The organism is Streptomyces xinghaiensis S187, from assembly GCF_000220705.2.
Taxonomy (GTDB): Bacteria; Actinomycetota; Actinomycetes; order Streptomycetales; family Streptomycetaceae; genus Streptomyces; species Streptomyces xinghaiensis.
This window is the reverse complement of the sequence record NZ_CP023202.1, coordinates 4,003,567-4,029,737: the sequence shown is the minus strand read 5'-3', so window position 1 is coordinate 4,029,737 and position 26,171 is coordinate 4,003,567. Positions and strand designations below refer to the sequence as shown.

Here is a 26,171-nt window from a genome sequence, read left to right as displayed (position 1 = left end):
GCACGCCCCGCCGACTCGGCGCGGCTCAGTCGAACCAGCGGTCCCGGGCCAGTTCCTCCGTGCGGGACAGGTCCTCCAGCAGGGCCGCGACCTCGAAGCGGCGGGGCCACTGGCCCGCCGCCCAGGCCAGGCCCGCGGCCACGCCCTCCACGGTCGCGGCGTGCACCACGCCGTCGGGGGTGCGGCGCCAGTCGACCTCCACCAGCCCCGCCGTATCCTTCCCGCCCGTGCCGTCCGCTCCGGCGCGGACGAACAGTTCCTCGTACTCGGTGTACGCCTCGGGGGTGCCCGGGCCCAGCAGGACGCGGACCGCCTCCGGGACCTCGCGGACCTCGCCCGCGTCCGGGTCCGCGACCGGGGCCGGGTACGCCTCGCTCAGCCGCCGCACCTGGAGCAGCTCCGCCAGGTCCGCCGCCCGCGCCGGGCTCACCGGGACCAGCGGGCGGTCCTCGGCCAGGGGCAGCAGATCGGGGGCGTCGGCGATCAGGGCGTCGGCGGCGTCCACGACCCGTACGTCGCCCGCCGCGCCGACGACCGCCCGGAGTTCGTCGGGCAGGGTCACCTGTTCGGGGTCGAGGACGGCCAGGGCGTTGTAGAGGCCGTGCAACTGCCGTGCCCGGACGGGGCGTTCGGGGTCGGCCAGCCGGTTCAGCAGTTCGGCGGCGCCGCCGGGCTCGTCCAGGAGCGCGGCCACGGAGGTCCGTACGCCCAGGGCGCGCAGCACCTGCTCGTCCTCGAAGCCGGTCGCGTCGGCGGCCTCGTAGAGCCCGGCCAGCAGCGGGTCACCGCCCGCCGCGCGCAGTCCGGCGGGACGGCGGCCGTCGAGCACCGGGTGCCCGCGCAGCCACCAGGCGGTGTACGGGCGGACGGTCTCGGTGGTGCCGTCCGGGAGCAGGACGCGCACGGGCTGGGTCAGCGCGTCGCGCAGCGGCGGCCGGGCGAGCAGGGCGAGGGCACGGGGCCAGGCGTCGTCGTCGACGAGGTCCAGGTCGCGCACGGCCGTGATCTCGGTGGCGACGGGCGGCACGGGGCTGTCGGGGAGCTGGTCGAGGACGTCCTCGCACCAGACGTCGACGGAGTCGAGGAGCCCGGCGTCGTCGGGCTCGGCGTAGTCGCTGTCGCGCGGTTCGAACTCGTCCGGGTCGAGGACCACGTCGGTGGCGCGGACGAGGGCGAAGGTCGACTGCACGCCGACGGCCGCCAGGGTCTCGGCGCCCCAGCGCCCGGCGAGGCCGGCGTCGCAGGCGGCGAGTTCGCCCTCGCGGATGACCTGCTCGAAGTCGCTTCCGGGGAAGACCAGTTCACCGGCCGGGGCGAGCTCGCCCTCCTCGTCGGGGAGGGCGAGGGCGCCGAGCCAGGGCTCGTCGTCCGGAGCGATCCCCGCCTCGCTGACGAGACCGAGCACGGCCTCCGCCAGTTCCTCGGCGTCGAGGGTGTCCTCGTCCCAGACGTCCTCGCTGTCGAGGGACGCGGCGACGGCCGCCCGCACCTGAGGGGTCGTCAGGACGGCGCGGGGCGAGGCGGGGAGGGCGCCCAGCTTCTCCAGCAGCGGATGGGCTGCGTCGGGGTGGGCGACCTTCAGGCCGAGGCGGGCGAGGGTGGCGGCGCTGGGGGCCGCGGCCCGGTCCCGCCGCTCCCCGGTGGTGGCGTCCGTGCCGGCTCGCTCCGTGCCGGCTCGCTCCGTGCCTCCGTCCGCGCCGTGCTCCTCGCCCGGCAGCGGCAGCAGGACCTGGCGCGGGCCGATGGTGGTCCGGCCGTCGGCGAGCGGTACGGGAAGGCCGCTGAGCCGCTCCGGGTCGGTGCCGGCCAGGCTGTCGTAGAGCCGCCGCCACCAGGACGGGGAGCGCTCGACGCCCGCGAGCCGGTCGACGGCCTCGCCGAGCGGCACCCGCACCACGCCCAGGCTGCGCAGCTCGGGGCGGCGCTCCAGGCCGGCGGGGAGCAGGCCCGGGAACAGTTCGGCGAGCACCTGCACGGTCTCGGACCCGGCGCCCTCGACGATCTCGGCGTCGACGGGACGGAGCCGCACGGGACGCGGGCCCCCGGCCGCTTCGGCGCCGGTGCCGGTCGCGGAGGGGCCCGTCGCGGCGGTGTCCGCTCCCCCCGGCGCTCCGGCGGACGTGCGCGCTCCCGGGCCGGCGCCGCCGCCACCGAAGCCCGGGAACGTCTCCAACTCCCCGTCCGCGCCCGGCTCTTCCGCCCCCTCAACCGCCGTGCCCGCGCCCGCCAGGAACGGCACCCGCGGCAGCAGCCGCAGCACCTCGGCGCGCAGCCGCCCGTCCAGCCCGCCCTTGCCGAGCGGGCCGGGCACCAGGTCGATCGTGCCGGTGGAGAGCGGCTGCCAGGCGCGGAGCAGCTCCGTGTACGTCTCGGCGGCGCGGGCCGTCAGGAAGTCGGTGAGCGGGCCGGGCGCGGTGTGCCGGCGGGTGGGCTCCAGCGGGAAGGAGCCGACGAGCAGCGCGGGCAGGCCCAGCGGTTCCTCGGTCGGGGTGGGCGCGTGCACCACGGACGCCGTGGCGGGCCGGGCCGGGGCGCCCTCGGCGTCGACGGGGACGGCCCAGGTGACCGACCAGAAGGGGCGCAGCCGCTCCTCCACCGGGCGGTCGGCGAGCAGTGCGGGCTCCAGCCGGCCCCCGGAGGAGGCGGTGCGCCAGCGGGTGGTGCCGCGCGCGCTGTCCTCGACGACGGTGTACGGGCCGTCCTGGCGGCGCGTCAGGGTCCGCGCGTCCTCGCCGGGGATCTCGATGACGATCTCGTCGAGGCCGGGGAGCGTCAGCAGCAGCGCGTCGTCGACTCCGGCGAGGAGGCGCTCCGCCAGGTCCTCGGCCGCGCCGTCGCGCAGGGGCAGCACGACGGCCGTGTCGTAGCCGACGGGCGCGGAGCCCTCGGCGGGCAGCGGCAGGCGCAGCAGCGGGACGTGGCCGTCGCGCCGGCGCAGCTCGTCGGCCAGGCCGGGGCTGCCGCCCGCCGCCTCGGCCGCCAGGTCGCGCGCCTCGGCGAGGGACCACCGGACGCTTCCGCCGCGGCTGATCACGGCGGGCTCGTCGCTCACGGCCAGGACGGCGGCGAAGCCGACGCCGAAGCGGCCGACGGACGGGGTGCCCTCCCCCTCCCGCCACTCGTCGCGCTTGGCGGAGGCGCGCAGGGTGGCCAGCGACTCGACGCCGGCGGCGTCGAGCGGGGCCCCGGTGTTGGCGGCGGCCAGGACGGCGGGGCTGTCGCCCTCGGCCGCGTGCACGGTGAGGCGGAGCCGGCCGGGGACGCCGGTGCGGGCGGCCGCGTCGGCCGCGTTCTGGGCGAGTTCGACGACGAGCCGGTCGCGGTAGCCGCCGAGCGCCAGGTCCTCCTCGGCGTTGGCGTCCTCGCGGAACCGCGCGGGCGAGGCGGCCCAGGCGTCCAGCACACCGCGTCGCAGCCGCGCCGTTCCGTACGGGTCGTGCCCGCCGGCCGCCGCTCGCACCATCGCCGTGCCGCTCACGTGTCGCTCCTTCTCCCGGGTGCCGTCGCGCTTCTGTGCTTCTGCCCATCGGCGCATGCGTGTGTCCGTGCATCCGTGCATCCGTGCAGTGGCTGCCAGCGCCGAACGTACCCCCTCCGGCCCGCCGGCGGCTCCGCAGCCCCCTGCGGCGGGCCGGGCCCGGCGGGCGGGCGGCCGGGCGCGAGAGGTCCGGACGGTAGCGGTCCGGCGTCGATTCCGGATTCCGGGTTCCGGCTTCCCGGCTCGGGCTCCCGCTGACGGTGGGAGGACGGCCTTCGCCCGCGGCACGGCGCTCCCGCGCCCGGAACGCGGGCAGAGCACTCCGGCAACGGCACCCGGCCGCTCCGGGCCGGCAGCGGGGCACAGCCGCGCGGGGTCCAACCGCGCGGGCACGGGCCGGGCACGGGCCGGGCACGGGCACAGACCGGGCACGGGCACGGACCGGGCACACACGGGCGCCCAGGCACACCCCGGCCACGGACCCGCCAACGGGCCCGCGCGTACCGGGCTCATCCCCGGCCACGCTCCGAGCGGGCTCCGGACCGCCGCCCGAGAGGGCCCCCGGACCGCCGCCCGGGCGGCCTGGCGGGGCCGCGTCAGGAGCGGCCGCGGTCCTCCGCCGGGGTGGTGTCCTCCGCCGGAGTGGCGTCCCCGGCCGGGGCGGTGTCCTCCGCCGGGCCGTCGCCCGGCCGTTCGGGCCGCAGCGGCATCGGGTCCACCCTGGTCTCGTCGATCACGGGCGGCGCCGGACGCGGCGGCTTCGGCATGACGGCCGCCTCGGAGTGGCCCCCGCAGCCGTACGTCAGGGAGACGACGTGGCCGTCCGCCGGGCTGAACTCGTTGGCGCACACACCGAAGGCCTGCCGGAGCGAACCGGTCAGCGGTACCAGGAAGCCGCAGGTCATGCAGGCGGCGGGGGCCGCCTGGGCCATGGCGGTGCCCGACCCGTACGACTCGTCCCAGCGGTCGGCGGCGGTGTGCAGCCCGTAGCGGGAGAGCACCCGGGCCCGGCCCATGCCGAGCTCGGTGGCGACGGCCGCGAGGGTGCCGGAGGCGCGGGCCGGGGACGGCTGGGCGGCGGGCGGGCCCGCGGTGACGTCGGCGTCCTCGGCCGCGACGCGCTCCTCCATCTCCTCCGAGAGGGGGGAGTCGGGCGGCGGCAGGTCCTCGCCGGTGTAGCCGGGTTCCAGGCGGAGGTCGTCGGCCTCGGTCGGGAGCAGGTCGCCGGGGCCCAGGTCACCGGGGCGGAGCCGTTCGCTCCAGGGCACCCACTCGGGGGCCAGCAGGGCGTCGTCCCCGGGGAGCAGGACCGTCTCGTCGATCGTGACGTTCTTGGCGCGTGCGGCCCGGGCGACGGTGACCGCCCAGCGCCAGCCGCGGTACGCCGGCTCCAGGCAGGCGAAGGAGTGGGTCACGACCCGGTCGCCGTCCGCGACCGCCCCCAGGTGCTCGCCGACGGCCGCCTCACCCGCGGCCGCCACCGCCTCGGCGCGGGCCATGTCGACCGCCTCGGCGCACAGACGGTCCGGGGTACGGCTTCGCATCGTCGCAGCACTCACAATGAATCGATTCTCTCCTACGCCGTCTCACGGGTGCGCCGGCCGACCGTGCCGAAACGGCGGGCTGGGGGGAGGCGCGGGCGGAGCGGACCGTGGGGCCGCGTCGACGTCCGCACCCGACCGGACCCGGGCGCACCTCCTGCGAACCATTCTGCGGGATCGTGGACAGGCACGCGGCCGGGAACGACAGCCGGTGGCGCATTATGTGCACGCTACCCCCATGAGCGGCACTCGGCCCACCCTGCCCTCCTCTTCCGCCCGGCCCGGGCCCGTCGCACCGCTTCCTCCGCTGCGGCCGGCGCGGGCCCGTCGCCCCTCCTCCCCCTCGTCCCTCTCCCCCTCCGCCGTCCGGTGACAGAGCCGGGACGCGGCGAGCGAAAGGGCCATGCGGTGACGGAGTTGGGGCAGGATGGCGGAGTGGCAACCGACCGGCCGTGCGATGCGAACGGCCCGCTCCCCAGCCGAGCGGGCCGGAGGCCGGTATGTCCCGGCTGAGGGGTTTCGTGTCGGGGCTCGGCCGCTTCGGCCGCGCGCTGCGCTTTCCGTTCGCGGCGAGCGGCCGGCACATCCGGCGCGCGACGCACGCGCAGGGCGCGGGTGAGTCCGGCCTCGGCAAGCTGATCGAGCTGCACGCCGTGAACTCGGCCGGCGACATGATGATCACCATCGCGCTCGCCTCCACGGTCTTCTTCTCCGTGCCGACGGACGAGGCCCGCGGCCGGGTGGCGCTCTATCTGGCGATCACGATGGCGCCGTTCACACTGCTCGCCCCGGTCATCGGCCCGGTTCTGGACCGGCTGCCGCACGGGCGGCGCGCGGCGATGGCCGCCGCCATGCTGGTCCGGGCGCTGCTGGCGCTGGCCCTGTCGGGCGCGGTGGCGACGGGCGGCCTGGAGCTGTATCCGGCGGCGCTCGGCGTGCTCGTCGCCTCGAAGGCGTACGGGGTGGTGCGGTCGGCCGTCGTGCCCAGGCTGCTGCCGTCGAAGATCGCCCTGGTGAAGGCCAACTCCCGGGTGACGCTCGCCGGTCTGCTCGCCACGGGCGTGGCCGCGCCCATCGGGGCGGGGCTTCAGGTGGTCGGGCTCGCCTGGCCGCTGTACGGGGCGTTCGTGGTGTTCATCGCGGGCACCTTCCTGTCCTTCTCGCTGCCGCCCAAGGTGGACTCGGCGAAGGGCGAGACGGCGGCCCCGTTCTTCGAACACGGAACCCCGCACGGCTGGGCGACCGGCGCGCCGGCCCGGGCGCTGACCGCGGGCCCCGGTTCGGTGTCGGGTTCGGTTCCGGACGTGGCGGAGACGGCGAAGGCGGAGACCGGGGGCCCGGCAGAGGCGGCGGGCGGACCGGGCGCACGGCCCGCGAGCGTCCACCCGGCGGGGCTGCACGCCCGGGCCGAGGGCGCGTACGGCACGGAGAGCGGCGGCGAGTACGGCGCCGGCGGGGCGGGCGGCGGCGGTCCCGCGCGGGACGGGGACACGGCCGCGCTCCCCGTCACCGGCGCCGCGCCGCACAGCGCGCCCCCGGGGCCGCGCGGCGGCGGGCCGGGCCCCGAGGCCGCGCCCGGCCCGGGCCCCGGCTTCGGTGACGTCCCCTCCGACGGCCCGGGGGCCACCCCGCACGCCGGCCCCGGTGGCACCCCGGCCGACGGCTCCGGCTCCGCCTCCGGCGACCGGGCGAAGCGGCCCGGGCTGCGCTCCGTCGGCCCGTCCGTCCTGCACGGGCTGCAGGCCAACGCCGCGCTCCGCGCGCTCTCCGGCTTCCTGATCTTCTTCCTCGCGTTCCTGCTCCGCGAGGAGCCGCTGGACGGGCAGAGCGCCGCCGTCTCCCTCGGCATCGTCGGCGTCGCCGCCGGCACCGGCAACGCCCTCGGCACCGCCATCGGCGCCTGGCTGAAGGACCGGGGGCCCGAGGCGATCATCGCCACGGTGCTGGCGCTCGCCCTCGCCGTGACGATCATGTCCGCCGTGCTGTTCAGCACCGTGGCCCTGGCCCTCGTCGCGGCGGTGGCCGGCCTGTCGCAGGCGCTGGCCAAGCTGTCGCTGGACGCGATGATCCAGCGGGACGTCCCCGAGCGGGGGCGGACGTCCGCCTTCGCCCGCTCGGAGACGCTGCTCCAGATGTCCTGGGTGGTGGGCGGCGCGATCGGCATCGCCCTGCCGCTCCACGGCGTCCTCGGCATGGCGGTGGCGGCGGCGCTGGTGGCCACGGGCGCGGCCGCCACCGTACGGGGGCTGCTGGCGGCCACACGGCGTGGCACGCCCCACCCCCGCGTGGCCTGAGCAGGGCGGAACGATAGCCTTCGGGCATGACCGTTGCCACGCGGCCGAGCCGCATTCCGATGCCGTCACGGGGACGCGGGCGTCGTGCCGCCGGCGCCCTCGCAGCCGTGTCCCTCGGGCTCGCCGCCCTGGTCGCCTGTGAGAAGCCGACGCCGATGGCGACGGTCACCGCGGGCTCGGACTCGGTGTCCAGTGAGGCCTCCTGCTACAACGACGGCAAGAAGCTCGCCCAGAAGGAGCTCAACGACTGCCTGGGCCGGGGCGGCGAGGAGCTGACCGTCAGCGACGCCGAGCGCGTCCGCATCGGCGTCGACCCGGAGATCGCCGAGTCCGGCTGGGCCATGGTCGTCAACGGCCAGGGCGTCATGCCCGAGGCGTCCGAGGACACGTACCGCTCCTTCGACCACGACGAGATCTTCGCGCCGCGCCAGGGCCAGTCGGGCGGCGCCGAGGTGCCGAGGACGGCGAAGGTCACGATCGTCGAGGTCGACAAGAAGGGCGAGGCCAGGGGCACTTGGTCGTTCACGCTGAAGCGGGAGTCCTGACGGACCGCCGCTCACCCCACCGCGCGGCGCCTTCCGCGGCGGCCCGCCGCCCCCGCGGAAGCGGCCGCTGATGCGCGTACTCGTCGTGACGGCCGTACCGGCCGAGGCAGATGCGGTGCTGGCGGGACTGGGCCGAGGGCACGGCGCGGGAACCCCATTGCGCGAGCTTCCGCTCCCCGGATACCTCCTGCGCCGCCACGGGAGCGGGACGGCCGAGGAGGGTGTACCGGCCGAGGAAGGTGTACCGGCGGAGGACGGCGTGTCCCCCGCGGGCGGTCGGGCTCCCGCGGGCGGTCCGGCTCCCGCGGGCGGAGCGTCCCACGCGGTCGATGTCCTGTCCGCCGGGGTCGGGCCCGCGGCCGCGGCGGCCGGGACCGCCTCGGCGCTCACCGTCGCCGCGCTCAGCGGGCAGCCGTACGGCCTCGTCGTGTCGGCGGGGATAGGCGGCGGCTTCCCCGGTACCGCCCCGCTCGGTTCCGTCGTGGTGGCGGACGCGATCGTCGCCGCGGACCTGGGGGCACGGACCCCGGACGGCTTCCTGCCGGTCGACCGGCTCGGCTTCGGCCGGTCCGTCCACCTGCCACCGCCGGACACCGCCCGCCGGACCGCCGAAACGCTGGCCGGAGCGGGCCTGACCGTGGCGCTGGCCCCCGTCCTCACCGTCTCCACCGTGACCGGCGACGGGGCCCGCGCCACCGAGCTGGCGGCCCGTCACCCCGGGGCCGGGGCGGAGGCCATGGAGGGCTTCGGAGTGGCCGAGGCGGCGGCCGCCCACGGGCTGCCGGTGCTGGAGATCCGGACGGTCTCCAACCCCGTCGGCCCGCGCGACCGCGCCGCCTGGCGCATCCCCGAGGCCCTGTCCGCTCTCACGGACACCTTCGCCGTCCTGGCGCGGCCGGGGGCGGCGACGGCCTTCCGGGCCGGGCCCTCCTCGGGCCACGGCGACGGCGACGGCGGCCACCGGGGCCCATCCGGGAACGCGCCCGCGACAGGCACGGCGGAGACAGCGGAAACGGATGACACCGGGGAACGATCAGCCGCAGCAGGGAAGGAACAGCCCATGAACGGCACCGAGCCCACGGCACGCCCTTCGCGGGACGCGCGTACGGACAGCACGGCAGAGGCGGCAGAGGCGACAGAGACGGGGGCGGCGGAGACGGCCCCCGGGGCCCGCCCGGACACCGCCTCCGCCGCCCCCGCTGCCGCCGCCTCCGAACACGGGGCGCCGGGCGGGCGGCCGCTGCGGATCGCCTACTCGCCGTGCCCGAACGACACCTTCGTCTTCCACGCCTGGTCGCACGGGCTGGTGCCCGGCGCCCCCGCCGTGGACGTGACCTTCGCGGACATCGACATCACCAACGGCCTCGCCGAACGCGCCGCTGCCGCGAGCCGGGAAGCCGGGGAGCGGGACAGCGCGGGCGAGGGCACGGACACCGGCACCGGCACTGTCTCCGGCTCCGACCCGCGTCTCGGCCCCCTGCTCGACCACGACGTCCTGAAGGTCTCCTACGCCGTCCTGCCGTGGATCCTCGACGCGTACGCCCTGCTGCCCTGCGGCGGTGCGCTGGGGCGGGGCTGCGGGCCGCTGGTGCTGACGGCCGCACCCGGCCGGGCCGACGGTCTGCGCGGCAAGCGGGTCGCGGTGCCGAGCGAGCGCTCGACGGCGTATCTGCTGTTCCGGCTCTGGGCGGCGGCCGAAGTGCCGGGCGGCGTCGGGGAGATCGTCGTGCTGCCGTTCCACGAGATCATGCCCGCCGTGCGGGACGGCGCCGTCGACGCGGGACTCGTCATCCACGAGGCCCGCTTCACCTACCGGGACTACGGCCTGCACTGCCTCGCCGACATGGGCGAGCACTGGGAGAGCACCACCGGCCTGCCGATCCCGCTGGGCGCCATCGTCGCGAAGCGCTCGCTCGGCGACCGGCGGCTGCGCGAGCTGGCGGACGCCGTGCGCACCTCGGTGAGGATGGCCTGGGACGACCCGGAGGCGTCACGGCCGTATGTGCTGGAGCACGCCCAGGAGATGGACCCGGCCGTGGCCGACCAGCACATCGGCCTCTACGTCAACGAGTTCACGGCGGACCTCGGCGAGGCCGGATACGCGGCGGTGCGCGGGCTGCTCACCCGCGCGGCAGCCGAAGGGCTGGTGCCGCCCCTCGGCCCGCACGCGCTGGCGTTCCCGGGCGGTGCCTGAGGCCGGTCGCCGGCGCCCTCCGGCGGCTGGGACCGCCCGCCGCGGGACCGGCCCCGCACCGCCGCCTCAGACGTCCAGTTGGTCGGCGACGGCGCGGAGCATGCCCGCGATCTTCTGGCCGTGCACCCGGTCCGGGTAGCGGCCGCGTTCGAGCTGGGCGCCGACGTTCTCCAGGAGGGTCGTCAAGTCCTGGACGATGGAGGCGAGTTCGTCGGGCCTGCGGCGCTGCGCCGCGGCGACGGAGGGCGCCGGGTCGAGGATGGTCACCGAGAGCGCCTGGTCTCCCCGGTTGCCCGCGACCACGCCGAACTCGACCCGCTGCCCGGGTTTCAGCGCGTCGACTCCGGCCGGGAGCACCGAGGAGTGCACGAAGACGTCGCCGCCGTCGTCGCGGGAGAGAAAGCCGAAGCCCTTCTCACTGTTGAACCACTTGACCTTGCCGGTAGGCACGTCTGTCCTCGTCCTCGTACTCGTCGGGGATGGCAAACACACAAACAGCAGCTCAAAGAGCGGTGGAGCGGCCTTGCGGCCTTCGGGTCTCAGGCTAATGGTCCCGCGCCCGGTGACAAGAAGTCGCCGGGTGGTTCCTCAGCGTTCACGGGGAACGGAGAGCGGGGCGGAGGCCCCCGGTCCCGGGCCGCCGCTCCCGATCTACCCTTGTGGGGTGAGCAGTGAAACCCCAGCGGACGGCGCCGGTCCCGGCGACCGGCTCGTACGTGCCGGCGGCGTCATCTTCCTGATCGGCGCCGTGGCCACCGTGGTGACGGTGGCGCCCCTCTTCCTCGGCAGGCCGCCGTTCCCGACGGCCGCCTATCTGATCTCGATGCTGATGGGTCTCGGCTTCGCCGTGGCCGGGGCCGGAGTGCTGCGCACCATCGCGGCGCAGCGGCGTCAGGCCAGGGGCGCGGGGGACGTCTGAGGAACCTGCGGCGCCCGGGGCCCCCGGGACTCGCCGGACTCCCCGGACTCGCCGGACTCGCCGGACACCCGCGCCGGCCGGGAGGCGAGCCAGCCGGGGAACGCCGTCAGGTCGTCCAGGACCACGTCGGCGCCGGCGGAGCGCAGTTCCTCCGCGTCACACGGCCCGGTCGGCACCGCTATCGACAGCGCACCGGCCGTACGCGCGCCCCGTACATCACCGGTGTGATCTCCGACGTAGTAGGCGGCGCCGTGCGTGCGCAGCGCCTCCGCCTTGGCCTCCGCCCAGAGTGAACCGACGACGGCGTCGGGCTCGATGCCGAGGTGTTCGAGGTGGAGCACGGCGTTGGGCTCGTACTTGGCGGTGACGACGACGGCCCGGCCCCCCGCCTCCCGTACGGCCTCGACGGCTTCGCGGGCGCCGGGCATGGGAAGGGCCGGCCCGATGGCGTACCGGGGGTAGATGTCCCGGTAGAGGTCGGCGACGGCGTCGACGCGGTCGGCCGGGAACCAGTGGGCGAGCTCGTGTTCGAGCGGCGGCCCGAGCCGGGAGACGACGAGATCGGTGTCGATGGACGTCCCGGTGAGGTCGGCGAGCACATCGAAGGCGGCCTTGATCCCGGGCCGGGAGTCGATCAGCGTCATGTCGAGGTCGAAGCCGACCGTCGGGGGCTGGGGATGCGATGCCATACGGCCATTGTGCCCGGGGCGCGAGAGGGGCCTCCGGGCCGCCCGGCCGGGAGCCCCGCCCCGGCGGGCCGAGCCCGGCGGACCGAGCTCCGCGGCCGGCCCCCGCTCACGCTCAGCCGCGCGGCCGCCGCCTCGCGCGCCAGACCAGGAACACGGCCGAGGCCACGGCCGCCGCGCGCAGGGCGACCGGCCAGGTCTCGGTGAGCGCGGTGCTCATCTCGCCGTCCCGGATCCGCTCGCCCCACTGTCCATCCATCCGGCCCCACAGCCACACCAGCGCTCCCCCGGCGACCAGCCCCGGCAGGACGAGCACGGCCCACTTGGCCTCCGTACGGCTGAGGCGGGGGCCGGCGTAGGCGATGAGCCAGCCCGCGGCCAGGGCGAGCAGCGAACCGAACACCGCCCCGCCGACCAGCAGCGCCGCGGCGAGCAGCAGCAGCGGGCTGGGGGTGCCGGCGCGCCCGGGCGCGGCGCCCCCGGAGCGGCGGAACAGGCCGCGGCGGGCGGGGAGTTCCTCCGCCCCGTCCGGGTCCGCACCCGCCTCCGCGCCGCCAACCGCTCCGGCCGCCGCCAACGGATCGGTCTCGAACGGCTTCTGCGGCGGCGGTTTCAGTATCTCGGGGATCTCGATGCCACCGGTGAAGCCCGGTACGGAGTCGCCGGCGCCGAAGTGCCCGGCGGCGAACCCGGACCCGCCGGGCCGCGCGGTGCCGAACGGGCCGGGTTCGACGCGCCACCACTCCGTGCCGTCGGCCCCGCGCAGTTCGTCCTCGCCCGCCAGGTGGGGCGGCATGGGGCCGGTCAGCGGGATGACGGGGACCACGGGCGGTTCCGCGGGGGGTTTCCCCACACCGTCGCGGGGCGCCGGGACCTCGGTGCCGCCGATGAGGCCCGCGCGCCTCGCGAGGGCGCCGAGCCGCCCCAGCGTGGAGCGGCCGTCCGGGTCTCCCCCGGCGGCCGCCCCGGCCCCGGCCGAGGGGTCGGCGCCGCGCCCGGGTCTCCGTCCGCCGTTCCTTCCGCCGGCTTTGCCGGTCCGGCCGGGCTTCCGTCCCGCGCCGGGTCCGTCCTCCCGGCCTGCCTCCGTCACCGGCCGGTGCACCGGTCGTTCCGGCGCGTCTCCCCCGCGCCCCGTGCTCCCCCCGTCCGTCTCGCCGGGGGCCCGGCCGCCCGCCTCGCGGACCACGTCCTCCGGGGAGCCGAGGCGGCCCAGGATGCGTTTCACCGCGCCCGGGCTGTCGGCGGCCTTGGTGCGCTGTTGTTCGATCTCCTGGCGCAACTGTGACACCAGGCGCATCCGGTCCCCGGACGACAGCTGCCGTTGCTGGGCCAGATCCCCGACCCGGCTCAGATAGTCCAGAACGAGCTGATCGCTTTCGATCCCCACGAAATCCCCTGCGGGTGTGCACTGTTGGTGACCGCCTCACCCGACGGTACCCGCTTCCGCCGCGCCGGAAGCGGGCACGCGCCGCAGCTCCGGCGGTGTGCCGCCCGCCGCCGCCACCGGCGCCGCGCCGCGGCTCGCGCCGGAGTGCGCCCCGCCCGTCCGGGGGTGCGCGCGGGGCCCGACCCCCGGCGCGAACGCTACTGTGAGTCGGATGACGACCGAGCGGAACGGGGAGGCGCGCGTGCCCGCAGAGACCGGCCCGGCCGGACGAGCCGGCGCCGCCGGCGGCAGCACCGGCACCGGTGCGGGCGCCGGCGCCGGGCCGCGCACGCTCGCCGAGGAGCTGCGCAGCCGCGGTGACGGCGAACTCGCCGAGCTGCTGCGGGCCCGCCCCGACCTGCTCTCCCCGGTGCCCGGCGACCTCACCCAGCTCGCCACCCGCGCCGTGAACCGCGCCTCCGTCGCCCGGGCCCTGGAGCAGCTCGACCGGTTCGCCGTGCAGACCGCCGAGGCCCTCGCGGTCGCCCCGGACCCCTGTGCGTACGACACCCTGCTGACCCTGATGGCCGGGGAGGACCGCGAGGAGACCGTCACGGCCGAGCTGCCGCGCGCCGTGACCACGCTGCGCACCCGGGCGCTGCTGTGGGGCGGCAGCGGCCGGCTCCACCTCGTCCGCACCGCCCGTGAACTCCTCGCCCCCGCCGCGACCGGTCCGGCCGCGCCCTCCACCGGGCTCGGCCCGACGGTCTCCGAGGCCACGGCCGGGATGTCGCCCGGCCGGCTCCAGCAGATCCTCGCCACCGCCGGACTGCCCACCACCCACGACTCGGTGACCGCCGTCGAAGCGCTGACCGCGCTCTTCACCGACCGGGAACGGATGGCCGGCCTGCTCGGGGAGGCGCCCCCGGAGGCCCTGCGGGTGCTGGACCGGCTGGTGTGGGGGCCGCCCTACGGCCAGGTGCCGGCCGATCCGGGGCCCGCCGTGCGCTGGCTCGTCGCCCGCGGGCTGCTGCTGCCGACCGCGCCCGGCACGGTCGTGCTGCCCCGCGAGGTGGCGCTGCACCTGCGCGGCGGGCGGGCGCACCGGATCCCGGAGCCGCTGCCACCGCCCGTGGAGACCGCGGCCCAGTACAGTCCGCGCTCGGTGGACTCGGCGGGCGCCGGACAGGCGTTCACGGCCATCGGGACGGTCGACGACCTGCTGCACGCGTGGGAGACGGCCGGACCGGCCGTGCTGCGCGCGGGCGGCGTGAGCATCCGCGATCTGAAGCGGACGGCCGCGGCGCTCGACACGGACGAGGCCACGGCCGTCTTCTGGATCGAACTGGCCTACGCCGCCGGGCTGCTGGCCTCCGACGGCACGACCGACGAACGCTTCGTACCGACCCCGGCGTACGACGACTGGCGGGCCCGGCCCGCCCAGGAGCGCTGGGCCGCCCTGGTCGCGGCCTGGCTGCCGGCCACCCGCACCGCCGGGGTCGTCGGGGGCCACGACGCCAAGGGGCGCGCCCTGACGGTGCTCGGCCCCGGACTGGACCGCTCCCAGGCGCCGGAGATGCGCCACCGCACGCTGGAACTGCTCGCCACCCTGCCACCGGGCGCCGCGCCCCGTCCGGAGAGCGTGCTGGCCCGGCTCCGCTGGGAGCGCGGTGTCGCCTCCGCAGCGCGCGGCGGCGCGGGAGCGGGGACGGTCACGGGCGGATTCGCCCCCGGAACGGGCACGGGGGCGGGCGCCGACGCGGGATACGGCGGCGGAACGGGCCCGGGGTACGGGGACGGCTCCCGCGACCGGGCCGCCCACGGGGCTCCGTCCGGCCGTGCCGCCACCGCCGGAGCCCGCAGGGGCGGCGCAGCGGACGGCTGGCGCACGGCGGGTACGGCGCCCGTGTCGGCGCGCGGGCTGTCCTCCGCCGAGGAGCTGCGGACCCGGCTCACCGAGTGGACCCTGCGCGAGGCCGAACTCCTCGGCGTGACGGGCCGCGGCGCGCTCTCCGCGCACGGCCGGGTGCTGCTCGGCCTGCCCGCCGCCACGGACGCCACGGACGCCACGGACGGCGGGGACGGCGGGGACGGCACGGACACCGGCGGCGGGGACGGCACGGGCCGCCGCACCGCGCCCCCCGGCACCGCGGCTGCCGGTACCACCGCTTCCGGTGCCGCACCCGCCTCCCCGGCCGCGTCCGCCGCTCCGCGTCCCGCCGGGGCCTTCGCCCCGCGGTCCGCCACCGGGATCGCCGCCTGTGCCGCCCGCGCCGCCGAGGTGCTGGCACCGCTGCTGCCCGAGCCGCTGGACCACGTGCTCCTGCAGGCCGATCTGACCGCCGTGGCGCCCGGGCCGCTGGAGCGCCCGCTCGCGGAGACCCTCGACGTGCTCGCCGAGATCGAGTCCAAGGGCGGCGCGACGGTCTACCGCTTCACCCCGGACTCCGTGCGCCGCGCGCTGGACTCCGGGCGGACCGCCGAAGACCTGCACGCCTTCCTCGCGGAGCACTCGCGCACCCCCGTGCCGCAGCCGCTGAGCTATCTCATCGACGACGTGGCCCGGCGCCACGGTCATCTGCGGGTCGGCGCCGCGTCCGCGTACGTCCGCTGCGAGGACGACGGGCTGCTCGCCGAGATCCTGGCCGACAAGCGCTCCGAGGGGCTGCGGCTGCGCCGGCTGGCGCCGACCGTGCTGGCGGCGGAGCTGGACCCGGCCGCGCTGCTCACCAGGCTCCGCGAGATGGGGTACGCGCCGGCCGCCGAGTCGGCCGAGGGCGATGTGCTGATCACCCGCCCCGGAGTGCACCGCACGCCGCCGCGCACCCCACCCGCGCCGGTCGCGGAGGGCCTGCCGGTGCCGGACGACACCCTGCTCACCGCGACCGTACGGGCCGTACGGGCCGGGGACCGCGCGGCGTCCGGCGCACCGGGCCCGGCCGGCGGTGCGGGCGCCCCGCCCCGGGCCCCGGGCGGGCTGCCGCGGAGCACGCCCGGCGACACCCTGGCCGCGCTCCAGGCCGCGGCGCTCACCGGCAGCCCGGTGTGGATCGGCTGCATCACCGCGGAGGGCGCGGCCGACCGGCGGCTCATCGCCCCGGTCCGCGTGGAGAGCGGCGTCGTCACGGCGTACGACCACACCGCCGAGGAGGTCCGCACGTATCCGCTGCACCGGATCACGGGCGTCGCCGAGCCCTCCGGCGGCGAGATCTGAGTACCGGCCGGGGCTGCAGCGGGCGGGGCGGCCCGCGCCGTGACGGAATACCCGGCCGCCCGCGGGGGTTCCACCTCCGGCGGGGCCGGTCCCGACCGGCTCACGGCCCCGCGCCCGGAACCCCCGGGACGCGGACCGCCCGTATGGCGATCGGCACCCGGTGTGACGGCACCCGGTGTGACGGCGCCCGGCAGCGCTCGGACAGACGCTCGGACAAGTGCTCGGCACGGCCCGGACGTGCGTTCGCAAAGGTGCCGGGCCGGGCGCCCGGCGGGCGGCCGGCGAGCGTTCGGTCCGGCGACCGGCAGGAACCGTCCCGTCCGGCCGGCGCGATGGGCGACCATGGAGAGCGGCGCGCGTCCCCGGCACCCGGCCGGTCCTCTCTCCGGCACGCCCGGGAGGCACGGCCGAGCGGCGGCAGAGCTGCCGTCCGTGCCGTCCGTCACGCCGACTGATGATTCGAACCGCGGAGGTACGCGTGTCCTGCCTGATCGTCCAGAGCGACAAAACGCTCCTGCTCGAAGTGGACCACGAGCAGGCGGACGCGTGCCGCCGCGCCATCGCGCCCTTCGCCGAGCTGGAACGCGCCCCCGAGCACATCCACACCTACCGGCTGACCCCGCTCGGCCTGTGGAACGCGCGCGCCGCCGGGCACGACGCCGAGCAGGTCGTCGACGCGCTGGTCGAGTACTCCCGTTACCCCGTGCCGCACGCCCTCCTGGTCGATGTCGCCGAGACGATGGCCCGCTACGGGCGGCTGCGGCTGCTGAAGCACCCGGTGCACGGGCTGGTCCTGGAGTCCTCCGACCGTCCCGTCCTGGAGGAGATCCTGCGGTCGAAGCGGATCCAGCCGCTGGTGGGCACCCGGATCGACCCGGACACCGTGGCCGTGCACCCGTCCGAGCGCGGGCAGATCAAGCAGACGCTGCTCAAGCTGGGCTGGCCCGCCGAGGACCTCGCCGGTTACGTCGACGGCGAGGCGCATCCGATGGAGCTGGAGGAGAACGGCTGGCAGCTGCGCCCGTACCAGCGGCAGGCCGTGGAGAACTTCTGGCACGGCGGCTCCGGTGTCGTCGTCCTGCCGTGCGGCGCGGGCAAGACGCTCGTCGGGGCGGGGGCGATGGCCACGGCCAAGTCGACGACGCTGATCCTCGTCACGAACACCGTCTCGGCCCGGCAGTGGAAGCACGAGCTGGTGAAGCGCACCTCGCTCACCGAGGACGAGATCGGCGAGTACAGCGGCACCCGCAAGGAGATCCGCCCGGTCACCATCGCCACGTACCAGGTGCTGACGACACGGCGGAAGGGCGTCTATCCGCACCTGGAGCTGTTCGACTCGCGCGACTGGGGCCTGATCCTCTACGACGAGGTGCACCTGCTGCCCGCGCCGGTCTTCAAGTTCACCGCGGACCTCCAGGCGCGCCGCCGGCTCGGGCTGACGGCGACCCTGGTGCGCGAGGACGGGCGGGAGTCGGACGTCTTCTCGCTGATCGGCCCGAAGCGGTTCGACGCGCCGTGGAAGGAGATCGAGGCGCAGGGCTACATCGCGCCGGCGGACTGCGTGGAGGTGCGGGTCGATCTGACGGACGCGGAGCGGCTGGCGTACGCCACCGCCGAGCCGGAGGAGAAGTACCGTTACTGCGCCACGACGGTCACCAAGCAGCGGGTGATCGAGGAGCTGGTGCGCAAGCACGCGGGGCAGCAGACGCTGGTCATCGGCCAGTACATCGACCAGCTCGACGAGCTCGGCGAGCATCTGGACGCCCCCGTCATCAAGGGCGAGACGAGCAACGCGCAGCGCGAGAAGCTGTTCGACGCCTTCCGGCAGGGCGAGCTGTCCGTCCTCGTCGTCTCCAAGGTCGCGAACTTCTCGGTCGACCTGCCCGAGGCGACCGTCGCCATCCAGGTCTCCGGCACCTTCGGCTCCCGCCAGGAGGAGGCGCAGCGGCTGGGCCGGGTGCTGCGGCCCAAGGCGGACGGGCACGAGGCGCGGTTCTACTCGGTCGTCGCCCGCGACACCATCGACCAGGACTTCGCGGCGCACCGCCAGCGCTTCCTGGCCGAGCAGGGCTACTCCTACCGCATCGTCGACGCGTCCGAGCTGGCGGCGGGCGACGAGGTCTGACGCGGCCCGGGCAGGCCCGGCACCGGTGCGGTGCCGGGCGTCCCGGTGCCGGACGTCCCGGTGCCCGCGGACTCCCCGGCGGCCCCGGGCGGCGGGGGTTCCTGCGGGGTGCCGCGCAGCCGCCAGGCGGCGAACAGCAGCAGGCCGAGGCCCAGCAGCGGATACGGGGAGCCGGCCGGCTGGAGCCACCAGGGCAGCCGCAGGTCGAGGACTCCGTCGTGCGGCACCAGCCAGTGGCTGCGGGCGGTGAAGAGGACCAGGGCGGCGACGGCGAGCACCGGCCGCGGCCGCGCCCCGGCCTCGACGGCCAGCAGCACGAGCAGCGGCACGCACCACACCCAGTGGTGCGACCAGCTGATGGGGGAGACCAGCACCGCGGTCAGCGCCGTGCAGAGCACGCCCCACGCCTCGTGGCCGTGCGCCCGCACCGCGTGCCGGGCGAGCAGCAGCCCGGCGACGGCCGTCACCAGAGCGGCCACCCGCCAGACGGTGCCGGGGTCGGTGGTGTGCAGCAGCCGTGCGAACAGGCCCTGCAGGGACTGGTTGTCGACGATCCACACCCTGCCGACACGGCGGGTCTCGAGCATCCGCCGGGTCCAGAACTCGAGGCTGGCCCCGGGCAGGACGGCGACACCGGCGAGCACCGTGCCCGCGAAGCCCGCGAGGGACCACAGCGCGGCGCGCACCCGGCCGGTCAGCAGCAGGTAGACGGCGAAGATCGCGGGCGTGAGCTTGATCCCGGCCGCGACGCCGATGGCGAGGCCCTTGCCCCGGGCGCCGTCGGGCCGGGTCAGATCCCACAGCACCAGGCAGGCCAGGGCGAGGTTGATCTGCCCGAAGAGCATCGTCTGGAAGACGGGTTCGAGCCACAGCCCGAGCGCGGTCGCACCGATGACGAGGGCTCCGCGCGGCCAGGTGGCCAGCCGGGTCCCGGCGGCGGGGGCCGCCAGCCTCAGCGAGAGATGGACGAGCAGGGCCAGCAGCAGCACGTTGGTCGCGGCGAAGGCGGCCTTCAGCGGCAGCAGGGGCAGCAGCGCGGTGGGGACGAACAGCATCGCCGCGAACGGCGGGTAGGTGGCGGGCAGGTTCCACTCGGTGACCCGGAACCCGTAGAGGTCGGTGCCGTCGAGGACGGCGCGGCCCTCGGCGCGGTAGACGAGCAGGTCGGCCATGGGCGTCGGCCGGAGCAGGCAGAGCGCCGCGAAAGCGGTGAGGGAGAGCAGGAGCAGCAGCAGCGCGGCGGCCGTCGGCCGGGTGAGGCGCCGTCTGCCGGAGCCGGTCGCAGCAGCAGCCACCTGTTCGTCCTCCGGTCCGCCGTCCCGTCAGTACCAAACGGCGGTAACCCTACTCGAACGGGTCAGCGGGCGGCAGCGCTGTTTCCGGCGTGTCCGTTCCTGTGTTCGGTTTTCTTCTCCGGGCGGGCCGGGGTCGCGGCCAGGCTCGGCCCGGTTACCGGCCGGGCGACCGGTCCGGGCCGCGGCCGGGCTCCCGGGCGGCAGCGCGGCCGCCGCGGTCGTCCTTGGCGGCCTCCTCGCCCTTGTCGTCCTTGTCGTCCTTGTCGCCGGTGTCGCCGAGGACGACGACGCTGAGCGCCGCCCCCGCGAAGACCCGGATCGCGTGCAGGGCGTCACCGAGGACATGCCGGCGGTGACCGGGCTCCGCGCCGGAGGCGACGGCCCCCGGCGACGGCCGCCTGGGCGGCGGGATGGGTGGTGTCGTCATGGTGCTCATGTGTTCCATGATGCGATTCATCCGGTTGCCGCACATCGGTCCAGGGATGTAACCCTGCGAAGGCCCGGGTACTCCGCCGGACCGAGCCGCCCCACCGGGCACCCACCCGGCGGATGACCTGGAAGGAGACCGTCCCGTAGGGGACGGGGCGGCGGAGACGGCGGACGAACCCGGGGCCCGGCGGGGGCGGGGCGGAACGAGGCGGGGACCGTACGGGAAAAGCGTTCGCCGGTCCGGCCTCCGCTGGCTACAATCGCCCGTCTGCCCGCCTCCCGCAGCGCGTCGCCGCAGCGTCCGCCGGACCGGTTCCGCCGCGCCGGGAGAGCCGCCGCCCGGACGGAAACCGGCCGGTTCCCCACTTTCGTTCACCCGCAGCGCGCACCCGCAGGTCCGCGCGCTGCACGCCATGGTCCGTCACGCCCTGTGGCACGTCACGCCGTGCCACGTCACTCCGGAGGCTTCGCCGTGCCCGCGTATCCGTCCTCGGCCGATCTCGACGACCCCGCGGACCCCGGGGGTCCCCCGGCTCCGGCCGCCTCCACGGGTCTCCCGCACACCGCGGCGCCCGGAGGAGGCGGAACGCCCGGCGGAGCGGGGGAGCCGGGAGAGCCGGACCCCGCCGGCCCGCTCCGCCGCGAACAGGCCCATCTCGCCGCCTCCCGGGCCGCGCTGCGCGCCATGCGCGCCGACGCCGAGGCCCTCGACATCACCGACGTCACCGCGAACTGGGTCAACGCCGCCGTCCTCCGGTCCCAGATCGACGACCGGATCAAGGCCCTCGCCGACCACGCCGGCACCCCGCTCTTCTTCGGCCGGCTGGACTACCTCCACCCACCCGAGGCGGAGCGGACGGGAGACGCGCGGGACGCGGAAGGTGCGGACGGCGCGGGACGAGCCGGGGCGGCGGCCGGCGGCGCGGCGCGCTACTACATCGGCCGCCGCCATGTGCACGACGCCGACGGGGACCCCATGGTCGTCGACTGGCGGGCCCCCGTCTCGCAGCCCTTCTACCGGGCCTCCCCGAAGGAGCCGATGGATGTCGCGCTCCGCCGCCGCTTCGGCTACACCGGCGGGGAGCTGACCGCCTACGAGGACGAGCGGCTCTCCGACCCCGCCGCCGCCGAGACCGTCAGCCGGCTGCTCCAGACGGAGATCGAACGGCCCCGCGTCGGCCCGATGCGCGACATCGTGGCGACGATCCAGCCCGAGCAGGACGAGATCGTCCGCGCCGGGCTGGGCGGCACCCTCTGTGTGCAGGGCGCGCCAGGCACCGGCAAGACGGCCGTCGGCCTGCACCGGGTCGCGTATCTCCTCTACGCCCACCGGGAGCGGCTCTCCCGCGCCGGCACGCTCGTCATCGGCCCGAACCGCTCCTTCCTGCACTACATCGAGCAGGTGCTGCCGGCGCTCGGTGAGCTGGAGGTCGCCCAGGCCACCGTCGACGACCTGGTCGCCCATGTCCCGGTCACCGGTACGGACACGCCCGAGGCGGCCCGGCTCAAGGGCGACGCCCGGATGGCGGAGGTGCTGCGCCGGGCCGTCCGCTCCGGGGTGCGGCCGCCCGGGGAGGGGCTGGTCGTCGTCCGCGGCTCCCGGCGCTGGCGGGTGCCCGCCGAGGAACTGCGGCAGATCGTGGAGGAGTTGCTCGCCCGGGGCATCCGCTACGGCGCCGCCCGCGAGGCGCTGCCGCAGCGGATCGCGCACGCCGTGCTGGTGCGGATGGAGGCCGCGGGCGAGGCGCCGGACGACCGGACGCAGAACGCGGTGGCCCGCGACCGTGCGGTGAAGGCGGCGGTCAAGGCGATCTGGCCGCCGGTCGATCCGGCGAAGCTGGTCCTGCGGCTGCTCTCCGACGCGGCGTTCCTCGCCGAGCAGGCCGAGGGCGTGCTGAGCGCCGGGGAGCAGGCGCTGCTGCTCCGGCCGAAGCCGCCGCGGAGCGTGCGGTCGGCGGCGTGGTCGGCGGCCGACGCCGTGCTGATCGACGAGGTGCGGGACCTCGTCGAACGCACCCCGTCCCTCGGCCATGTCGTCCTGGACGAGGCGCAGGACCTCTCCCCCATGCAGTACCGGGCGGTGGGCCGCCGCTGCACCACCGGCTCCGCGACGATCCTCGGCGACCTCGCCCAGGGCACCACCCCGTGGTCCACCGCCGCCTGGTCCGAGGCCCTGTCCCATCTCGGCAAGCCGGACGGGCGGATCGAGGAGCTGACGGAGGGCTTCCGGGTGCCGCGCGACGTCATCGCGTACGCCTCGCGGCTGCTGCCCGCCATCGCGCCCGGGCTGAAGGAGGCCACCTCGGTGCGGGAGGCGGCGGGCGCCCTGGAGATCCGCCGGGTGGAGGGGGCCGGGAGCGGGGGCGGCAGCGGAGCCGGAAGCGGGGGCGGGGGCGGGGGCGAAGCCGGTGACGGGGATGGTGACGGGGACGGCTCCGGGGAGACCGGCCCCCGGCCCGCCCTCGCCGCGGCCGTCGCAGAGGCGTGCCGCGAGGCGCTGGAACACGAGGGCTCCGTGGGCCTGATCGCGGCCGACGCCCGCGTCCCGGCGCTGGCCGGGGCGCTGGCAGCGGCCGGGCTGCCGTATCTGTCACCCGGCGAGGAGACGACGGCGGACGCCCGGCTCACGCTCGTCCCGGCCTCGCTCGCCAAGGGCCTGGAGTACGACTACGTGGTGCTGGACGAACCGGCCGCGGTCGTCGCCGCCGAGCCCGACCGGCGCACCGGGCTGCGCCGGCTGTACGTGGCCCTCACCCGCGCGGTGTCGGGCCTGACGGTGCTGCACACGGAGGACCTGCCGACCGAGTTGGGATGACGGCGGGGCCGCGCCGGGTGCCGGCCGGGCGGGCACCGCGGGCCGCGGCCGGGCGCGCGTCCCCGGTCGCGGCCGGGCTCGCCCATACGCCCGGCGGCGCCGGTCGCCGTATCGCACAATGGGCCCATGCCCGTCCCTCTTCTCGACCGCTGGACCGGACTGCTGCGCCGCTGCCAGGAGGGCCCCGGCCCGTTTCCGGACCCGCGTCCGTACGGCGAGAACCTGCTCGCCCGCTGGGCCGAGCCGCAGCGGCACTACCACACCACCGGCCATCTGGCGGCCGTCCTCGACCGGATCGACGAGCTGGCCGGCCACTGCGCGGACCCGGACGCGGTGCGGCTGGCCGCCTGGTTCCACGACGCCGTCTACCGCCCGGACCGCTCGGAGAACGAGGAACGCAGCGCCCGACTCGCCGAACTCGCCCTGCCCGAGGCCGGTGTCTCCCCGGACCGTACGGCGGAGACGGCCCGGCTCGTCCGCCTCACCGTCACCCACGATCCGGCGCCCGGCGACACCAACGGCGAGGTGCTGTGCGACGCGGACCTGGCCGTCCTGGCGGGCCCGCCCGAGGAGTACGCGGCCTACGCGGCGGCCGTCCGCGAGGAGTACGCGTTCGTGCCGGACGAGGAGTTCCGCGAGGGGCGCGCCGAGGTGCTGCGGTCGCTGCTCGGGCTGGAGCGGCTGTTCCGTACCCCCGGCGGCGAGCGGTGGGAGCCGACCGCCCGGCACAACATGGCCACGGAGCTGAGCCTGCTCACGGGGTGACGAGGCGGGGTACGGGGCGGGGTGGCGGCCGGGGCGGGGTGGGCCTTCCGTTCGATCGGGCGGCTCCTCTCCGGTTCCGGGCATCTCCCGCTCCTCGTGCCCCCGTGCCCCCGTGCCCTTGTGCCCCCCCATGCCCCTCGCCGTGTACGTCCTGGGTCTGCCGGTCTTCGCCCCGGGGACATCCGAGTTCGTGTTCACCCGGTGACGGCCGGCCGGGCCGTCACCGGGCCCGCCGGCCGGCCTCCCGGTCGGCGCCCCGCTCCTGCGGCGTCGGTCCCGCTTCCCCGGCCCCCGCCCCGGTCCGCGGCCGGAGGCCATGGGACGGGATGCCGTACGCAGCGGAGAGGACCGGGGAAGCCCTGCTCACGGGCCGGGAAAGAGCCTGCCGGGGAGACTTACGACACCCTCCGCCGGGGAATGGCATGACCGCGACCGTTGTTGCTCCGAGTCATGCCAACCGATCGCTCCCGCATGCCCCTCGCCGTGTACATCCTGGGTCTGTCGGTCTTCGCCCTGGGAACGTCCGAGTTCATGCTCACGGGGCTGCTGCCGCCGATCGCGGAGGACATGGACGTCAGCATTCCGAGGGCCGGGCTGCTGATCTCGGCGTTCGCGTTCGGCATGGTCGTCGGCGCCCCGCTGCTGGCCATGGCGACGCTCCGGCTCCCGCGCCGCGCCACGCTCATCGCCCTGATCACCGTCTTCGGCCTGGGGCAGGTCGCGGGGGCGCTGGCCCCCTCGTACGGATGGCTGTTCGCCTCCCGGGTCGTGAGCGCCCTCGCGTGCGCGGGCTTCTGGGCGCTGGGCGCGGCGGTGGCCGTCGCCACGGTCCCGGTGACGGTGCGGGCCCGTGCCATGGCCGTCATGCTCGGCGGGCTGAGCATCGCCAATGTCCTCGGCGTACCGGCGGGGGCGTTCCTCGGCGAACACTTCGGCTGGCGCTCGGCGTTCTGGGCGGTCGGCGCGGCCTCCGCGGTGGCCCTCGCCGGGATCGTCGCGCTGATTCCCCGTATCCCGCGCCCGGCCGAGCTGCCGAGGCTCCGCGAGGAGCTGCGTGTCTACCGGGAGGGGCAGGTGTGGCTGGCGGTCGTCACCACCGCGCTCGTCGGCGGCGGTGTCTTCTGCTTCTTCAGCTATCTGGCGCCGCTGCTCACGGATGTCGCCGGGCTCGACGACGGCTGGGTGCCCACGGTGCTCATGCTGTTCGGCTTCGGTGCCCTGCTGGGGACGGCGCTGGGCGGCCGGTTCGCGGACGCCCACCTCTTCGGGGTGCTGCTCAGCGGCGCGGTGGCGTCGCTGGTGCTGCTGGTCGCCGTGGCGCTCACGGCGAGCGTTCCGTTCGCCGTGGTGACGCTCTCGTTCCTGCTGGGCATCTCGGCCTTCTACACGGCTCCCGCCCTCAACGCCCGGATGTTCGACGTGGCGGGGGCGGCGCCGACGCTGGCCGGTGCCACCGTCACGGCCGCCTTCAACCTCGGCAACACGGGCGGTCCCTGGCTCGGCGGAGCGGTCATCGACGCGGGCTTCGGCTTCACCTCGACGGCCTGGGCGGGCGCGGCACTCACGCTGCTGGCGATCCCGGCGATCGTCCTGTCGGCCCGTGCGCGACGCCGCGGGCCGAGCGCGGTGGTCGCCGGCTCCAGCCGGGCCCCGGAACAGGTACGGCCGACGGGCTGACCGGGCTGGTGTGACGGCCGGGGTGACAGCCGACGGGCGCGGGCGACCTGACGGCCGGGAGGGTGTCGGTGCCTCGGACGGCACGATGCCCCGAGGGCGGGGGCGGCACCTCAGGGCCCCGGGAAGGCTCCGGGGATGCGGGGCGGCGCCGGGGCGGGCCGCCCCTTGGGACGGCGCAGCCCGGCGGCCGTGAGCCGCCGCACCAGCTCCTTGGAGCCGATCTCCACGGCCCCGAGCGCCACCGCCGCCGGGTAGCGCTCGCTCGGAACGTCGTAGTGGTCGCGGTCGAAGGCCCGGCGCGGTGAACCCAGCCGCTCGGCGAAGGCGTGCAGTTCCTCGTACGAGACGTCGCTGACCAGGTGCGACCACATCCGCCCGTGCCCCGGCCATATCGGCGGATCGATGTAGACGGTCATGCCGCCCTCCGGGCGCCGGCCCGTACCGCCGGGTGCTCCGCTCTCACCTTCCCAGCACCGCGCCGAGCTTGCCGACCGCGGACACCGAGACCGCCGTCTTGGGGCAGACCCAGTGCGGGTCCGTGCCGAGCTCCGGCTCGACGTCGAGGGCGTGCGGGTCGCCGCTCTCCGTGCAGACGGGGCAGAGCGGCCACCGTCCGTACCGCTCCAGCAGCGAGTCCTGGACGTCCTGGGCCACCAGTCCGATGACGAACCCGGCGCCCTCCGGCCACTGTTCCACCCACCAGCGCCGGTGCGTCACCGCCTCCTCGACCAGGGAGACGACATCGGCGTCGGCGACCTCGGCGGATGCCAGATCGGCGATCACCAGGGCCCGAGCGGCGTGCAGTGCGTGTTCGAGGTCCATGCCCAC

General features: G+C 76.4%; 18 protein-coding genes and 1 pseudogene. 10 read left to right on the top strand and 9 right to left on the bottom strand.

Annotated features, from left to right (window positions below; genetic code table 11):
* Positions 1–25: 25 nt before the first annotated feature.
* Both SXIN_RS17355 and SXIN_RS17350 read right to left on the bottom strand, forming a co-directional pair.
* Positions 26–3,463 carry a sacsin N-terminal ATP-binding-like domain-containing protein gene (locus tag SXIN_RS17355; protein WP_095758080.1) on the bottom strand — a complete coding sequence of 1,146 codons (3,438 nt, stop codon included), beginning with the start codon at positions 3,461–3,463 and terminating at the stop codon, positions 26–28.
* 611 nt (positions 3,464–4,074) lie between these two features.
* Positions 4,075–5,037 (bottom strand): DUF3027 domain-containing protein, encoded by a 963-nt coding sequence (locus tag SXIN_RS17350; protein ID WP_095757199.1) that lies wholly within the window; start codon positions 5,035–5,037, stop codon positions 4,075–4,077.
* 482 nt (positions 5,038–5,519) lie between these two features.
* On the opposite strand from SXIN_RS17350, the gene SXIN_RS17345 reads away from it, so the two are divergent.
* The 4 genes and pseudogenes from SXIN_RS17345 to SXIN_RS32245 all read left to right on the top strand — a co-directional run bounded on the left by SXIN_RS17345 (position 5,520) and on the right by SXIN_RS32245 (position 10,052).
* Positions 5,520–7,313 carry an MFS transporter gene (locus SXIN_RS17345; protein ID WP_095757198.1) on the top strand — a complete coding sequence of 598 codons (1,794 nt, stop codon included), beginning with the start codon at positions 5,520–5,522 and terminating at the stop codon, positions 7,311–7,313.
* A 26-nt stretch (positions 7,314–7,339) separates the two neighbouring features.
* Positions 7,340–7,858 carry a hypothetical protein gene (locus tag SXIN_RS17340; RefSeq protein ID WP_238153787.1) on the top strand — a complete coding sequence of 173 codons (519 nt, stop codon included), beginning with the start codon at positions 7,340–7,342 and terminating at the stop codon, positions 7,856–7,858.
* A 70-nt stretch (positions 7,859–7,928) separates the two neighbouring features.
* Positions 7,929–8,738 (top strand): annotated as a pseudogene (locus SXIN_RS32250) (futalosine hydrolase); the annotation flags it as partial.
* A 360-nt stretch (positions 8,739–9,098) separates the two neighbouring features.
* Positions 9,099–10,052 (top strand): 1,4-dihydroxy-6-naphtoate synthase, encoded by a 954-nt coding sequence (locus tag SXIN_RS32245; protein WP_238153983.1) that lies wholly within the window; start codon positions 9,099–9,101, stop codon positions 10,050–10,052.
* Positions 10,053–10,118: 66 nt separating this feature from the next.
* Here the strand turns inward: SXIN_RS32245 and SXIN_RS32760 are convergent, their stop codons facing one another.
* Positions 10,119–10,502: a cold-shock protein gene (locus tag SXIN_RS32760; protein ID WP_019711245.1), complete on the bottom strand. Its 384-nt coding sequence runs from the start codon at positions 10,500–10,502 to the stop codon at positions 10,119–10,121.
* A 214-nt stretch (positions 10,503–10,716) separates the two neighbouring features.
* On the opposite strand from SXIN_RS32760, the gene SXIN_RS17325 reads away from it, so the two are divergent.
* On the top strand, positions 10,717–10,971 hold the full coding sequence (locus SXIN_RS17325; protein WP_019711246.1) for a hypothetical protein: 255 nt from the start codon (positions 10,717–10,719) through the stop codon (positions 10,969–10,971).
* Here SXIN_RS17325 and SXIN_RS17320 read toward each other — a convergent pair.
* Together SXIN_RS17320 and SXIN_RS17315 are read right to left on the bottom strand one after the other, a co-directional pair.
* On the bottom strand, positions 10,944–11,660 hold the full coding sequence (locus SXIN_RS17320; protein WP_019711247.1) for an HAD family hydrolase: 717 nt from the start codon (positions 11,658–11,660) through the stop codon (positions 10,944–10,946). The two genes, SXIN_RS17325 and SXIN_RS17320, sit on opposite strands and share 28 nt — an antisense overlap.
* A gap of 112 nt (positions 11,661–11,772) precedes the next feature.
* Positions 11,773–13,044, bottom strand: a complete 1,272-nt coding sequence (locus SXIN_RS17315) for a hypothetical protein (RefSeq protein ID WP_095757196.1) — start codon at positions 13,042–13,044, stop codon at positions 11,773–11,775.
* A gap of 211 nt (positions 13,045–13,255) precedes the next feature.
* On the opposite strand from SXIN_RS17315, the gene SXIN_RS17310 reads away from it, so the two are divergent.
* Both SXIN_RS17310 and SXIN_RS17305 read left to right on the top strand, forming a co-directional pair.
* Positions 13,256–16,237, top strand: coding sequence for a helicase-associated domain-containing protein (locus SXIN_RS17310; RefSeq protein ID WP_095757195.1), 2,982 nt, complete (start codon positions 13,256–13,258; stop codon positions 16,235–16,237).
* A 454-nt stretch (positions 16,238–16,691) separates the two neighbouring features.
* Entirely contained in the window at positions 16,692–18,362 is a 1,671-nt protein-coding gene (locus SXIN_RS17305; RefSeq protein WP_039823754.1) for a DNA repair helicase XPB, read from the top strand.
* On the opposite strand, the gene SXIN_RS17300 is transcribed toward SXIN_RS17305, so the two are convergent.
* Complete coding sequence (locus tag SXIN_RS17300; RefSeq protein WP_095758079.1) at positions 18,314–19,591, bottom strand: glycosyltransferase 87 family protein; 1,278 nt, start codon at positions 19,589–19,591, stop codon at positions 18,314–18,316. The two genes, SXIN_RS17305 and SXIN_RS17300, sit on opposite strands and share 49 nt — an antisense overlap.
* A 220-nt stretch (positions 19,592–19,811) precedes the next feature.
* Complete coding sequence (locus SXIN_RS30965) at positions 19,812–20,093, bottom strand: hypothetical protein (protein ID WP_157916298.1); 282 nt, start codon at positions 20,091–20,093, stop codon at positions 19,812–19,814.
* A gap of 465 nt (positions 20,094–20,558) precedes the next feature.
* On the opposite strand from SXIN_RS30965, the gene SXIN_RS17290 reads away from it, so the two are divergent.
* The 3 genes from SXIN_RS17290 to SXIN_RS17280 all read left to right on the top strand — a co-directional run bounded on the left by SXIN_RS17290 (position 20,559) and on the right by SXIN_RS17280 (position 25,343).
* The gene (locus SXIN_RS17290) at positions 20,559–22,901 is read left to right on the top strand and encodes a HelD family protein (RefSeq protein ID WP_095757194.1); all 2,343 of its coding nucleotides are present in this window, start codon (positions 20,559–20,561) and stop codon (positions 22,899–22,901) included.
* Positions 22,902–23,027: 126 nt separating this feature from the next.
* Complete coding sequence (locus SXIN_RS17285) at positions 23,028–23,666, top strand: HD domain-containing protein (RefSeq protein WP_019706563.1); 639 nt, start codon at positions 23,028–23,030, stop codon at positions 23,664–23,666.
* A 471-nt stretch (positions 23,667–24,137) separates the two neighbouring features.
* Positions 24,138–25,343, top strand: coding sequence for a Cmx/CmrA family chloramphenicol efflux MFS transporter (locus tag SXIN_RS17280; RefSeq protein ID WP_019711250.1), 1,206 nt, complete (start codon positions 24,138–24,140; stop codon positions 25,341–25,343).
* A gap of 110 nt (positions 25,344–25,453) precedes the next feature.
* Here the strand turns inward: SXIN_RS17280 and SXIN_RS17275 are convergent, their stop codons facing one another.
* Together SXIN_RS17275 and SXIN_RS17270 are read right to left on the bottom strand one after the other, a co-directional pair.
* A complete protein-coding gene (locus tag SXIN_RS17275) occupies positions 25,454–25,759 on the bottom strand; it encodes a DUF4031 domain-containing protein (RefSeq protein ID WP_019711251.1) in 306 nt (101 codons plus the stop codon).
* A 43-nt stretch (positions 25,760–25,802) separates the two neighbouring features.
* Positions 25,803–26,165 (bottom strand): hypothetical protein, encoded by a 363-nt coding sequence (locus SXIN_RS17270; protein WP_095758078.1) that lies wholly within the window; start codon positions 26,163–26,165, stop codon positions 25,803–25,805.
* Positions 26,166–26,171: the final 6 nt, after the last annotated feature.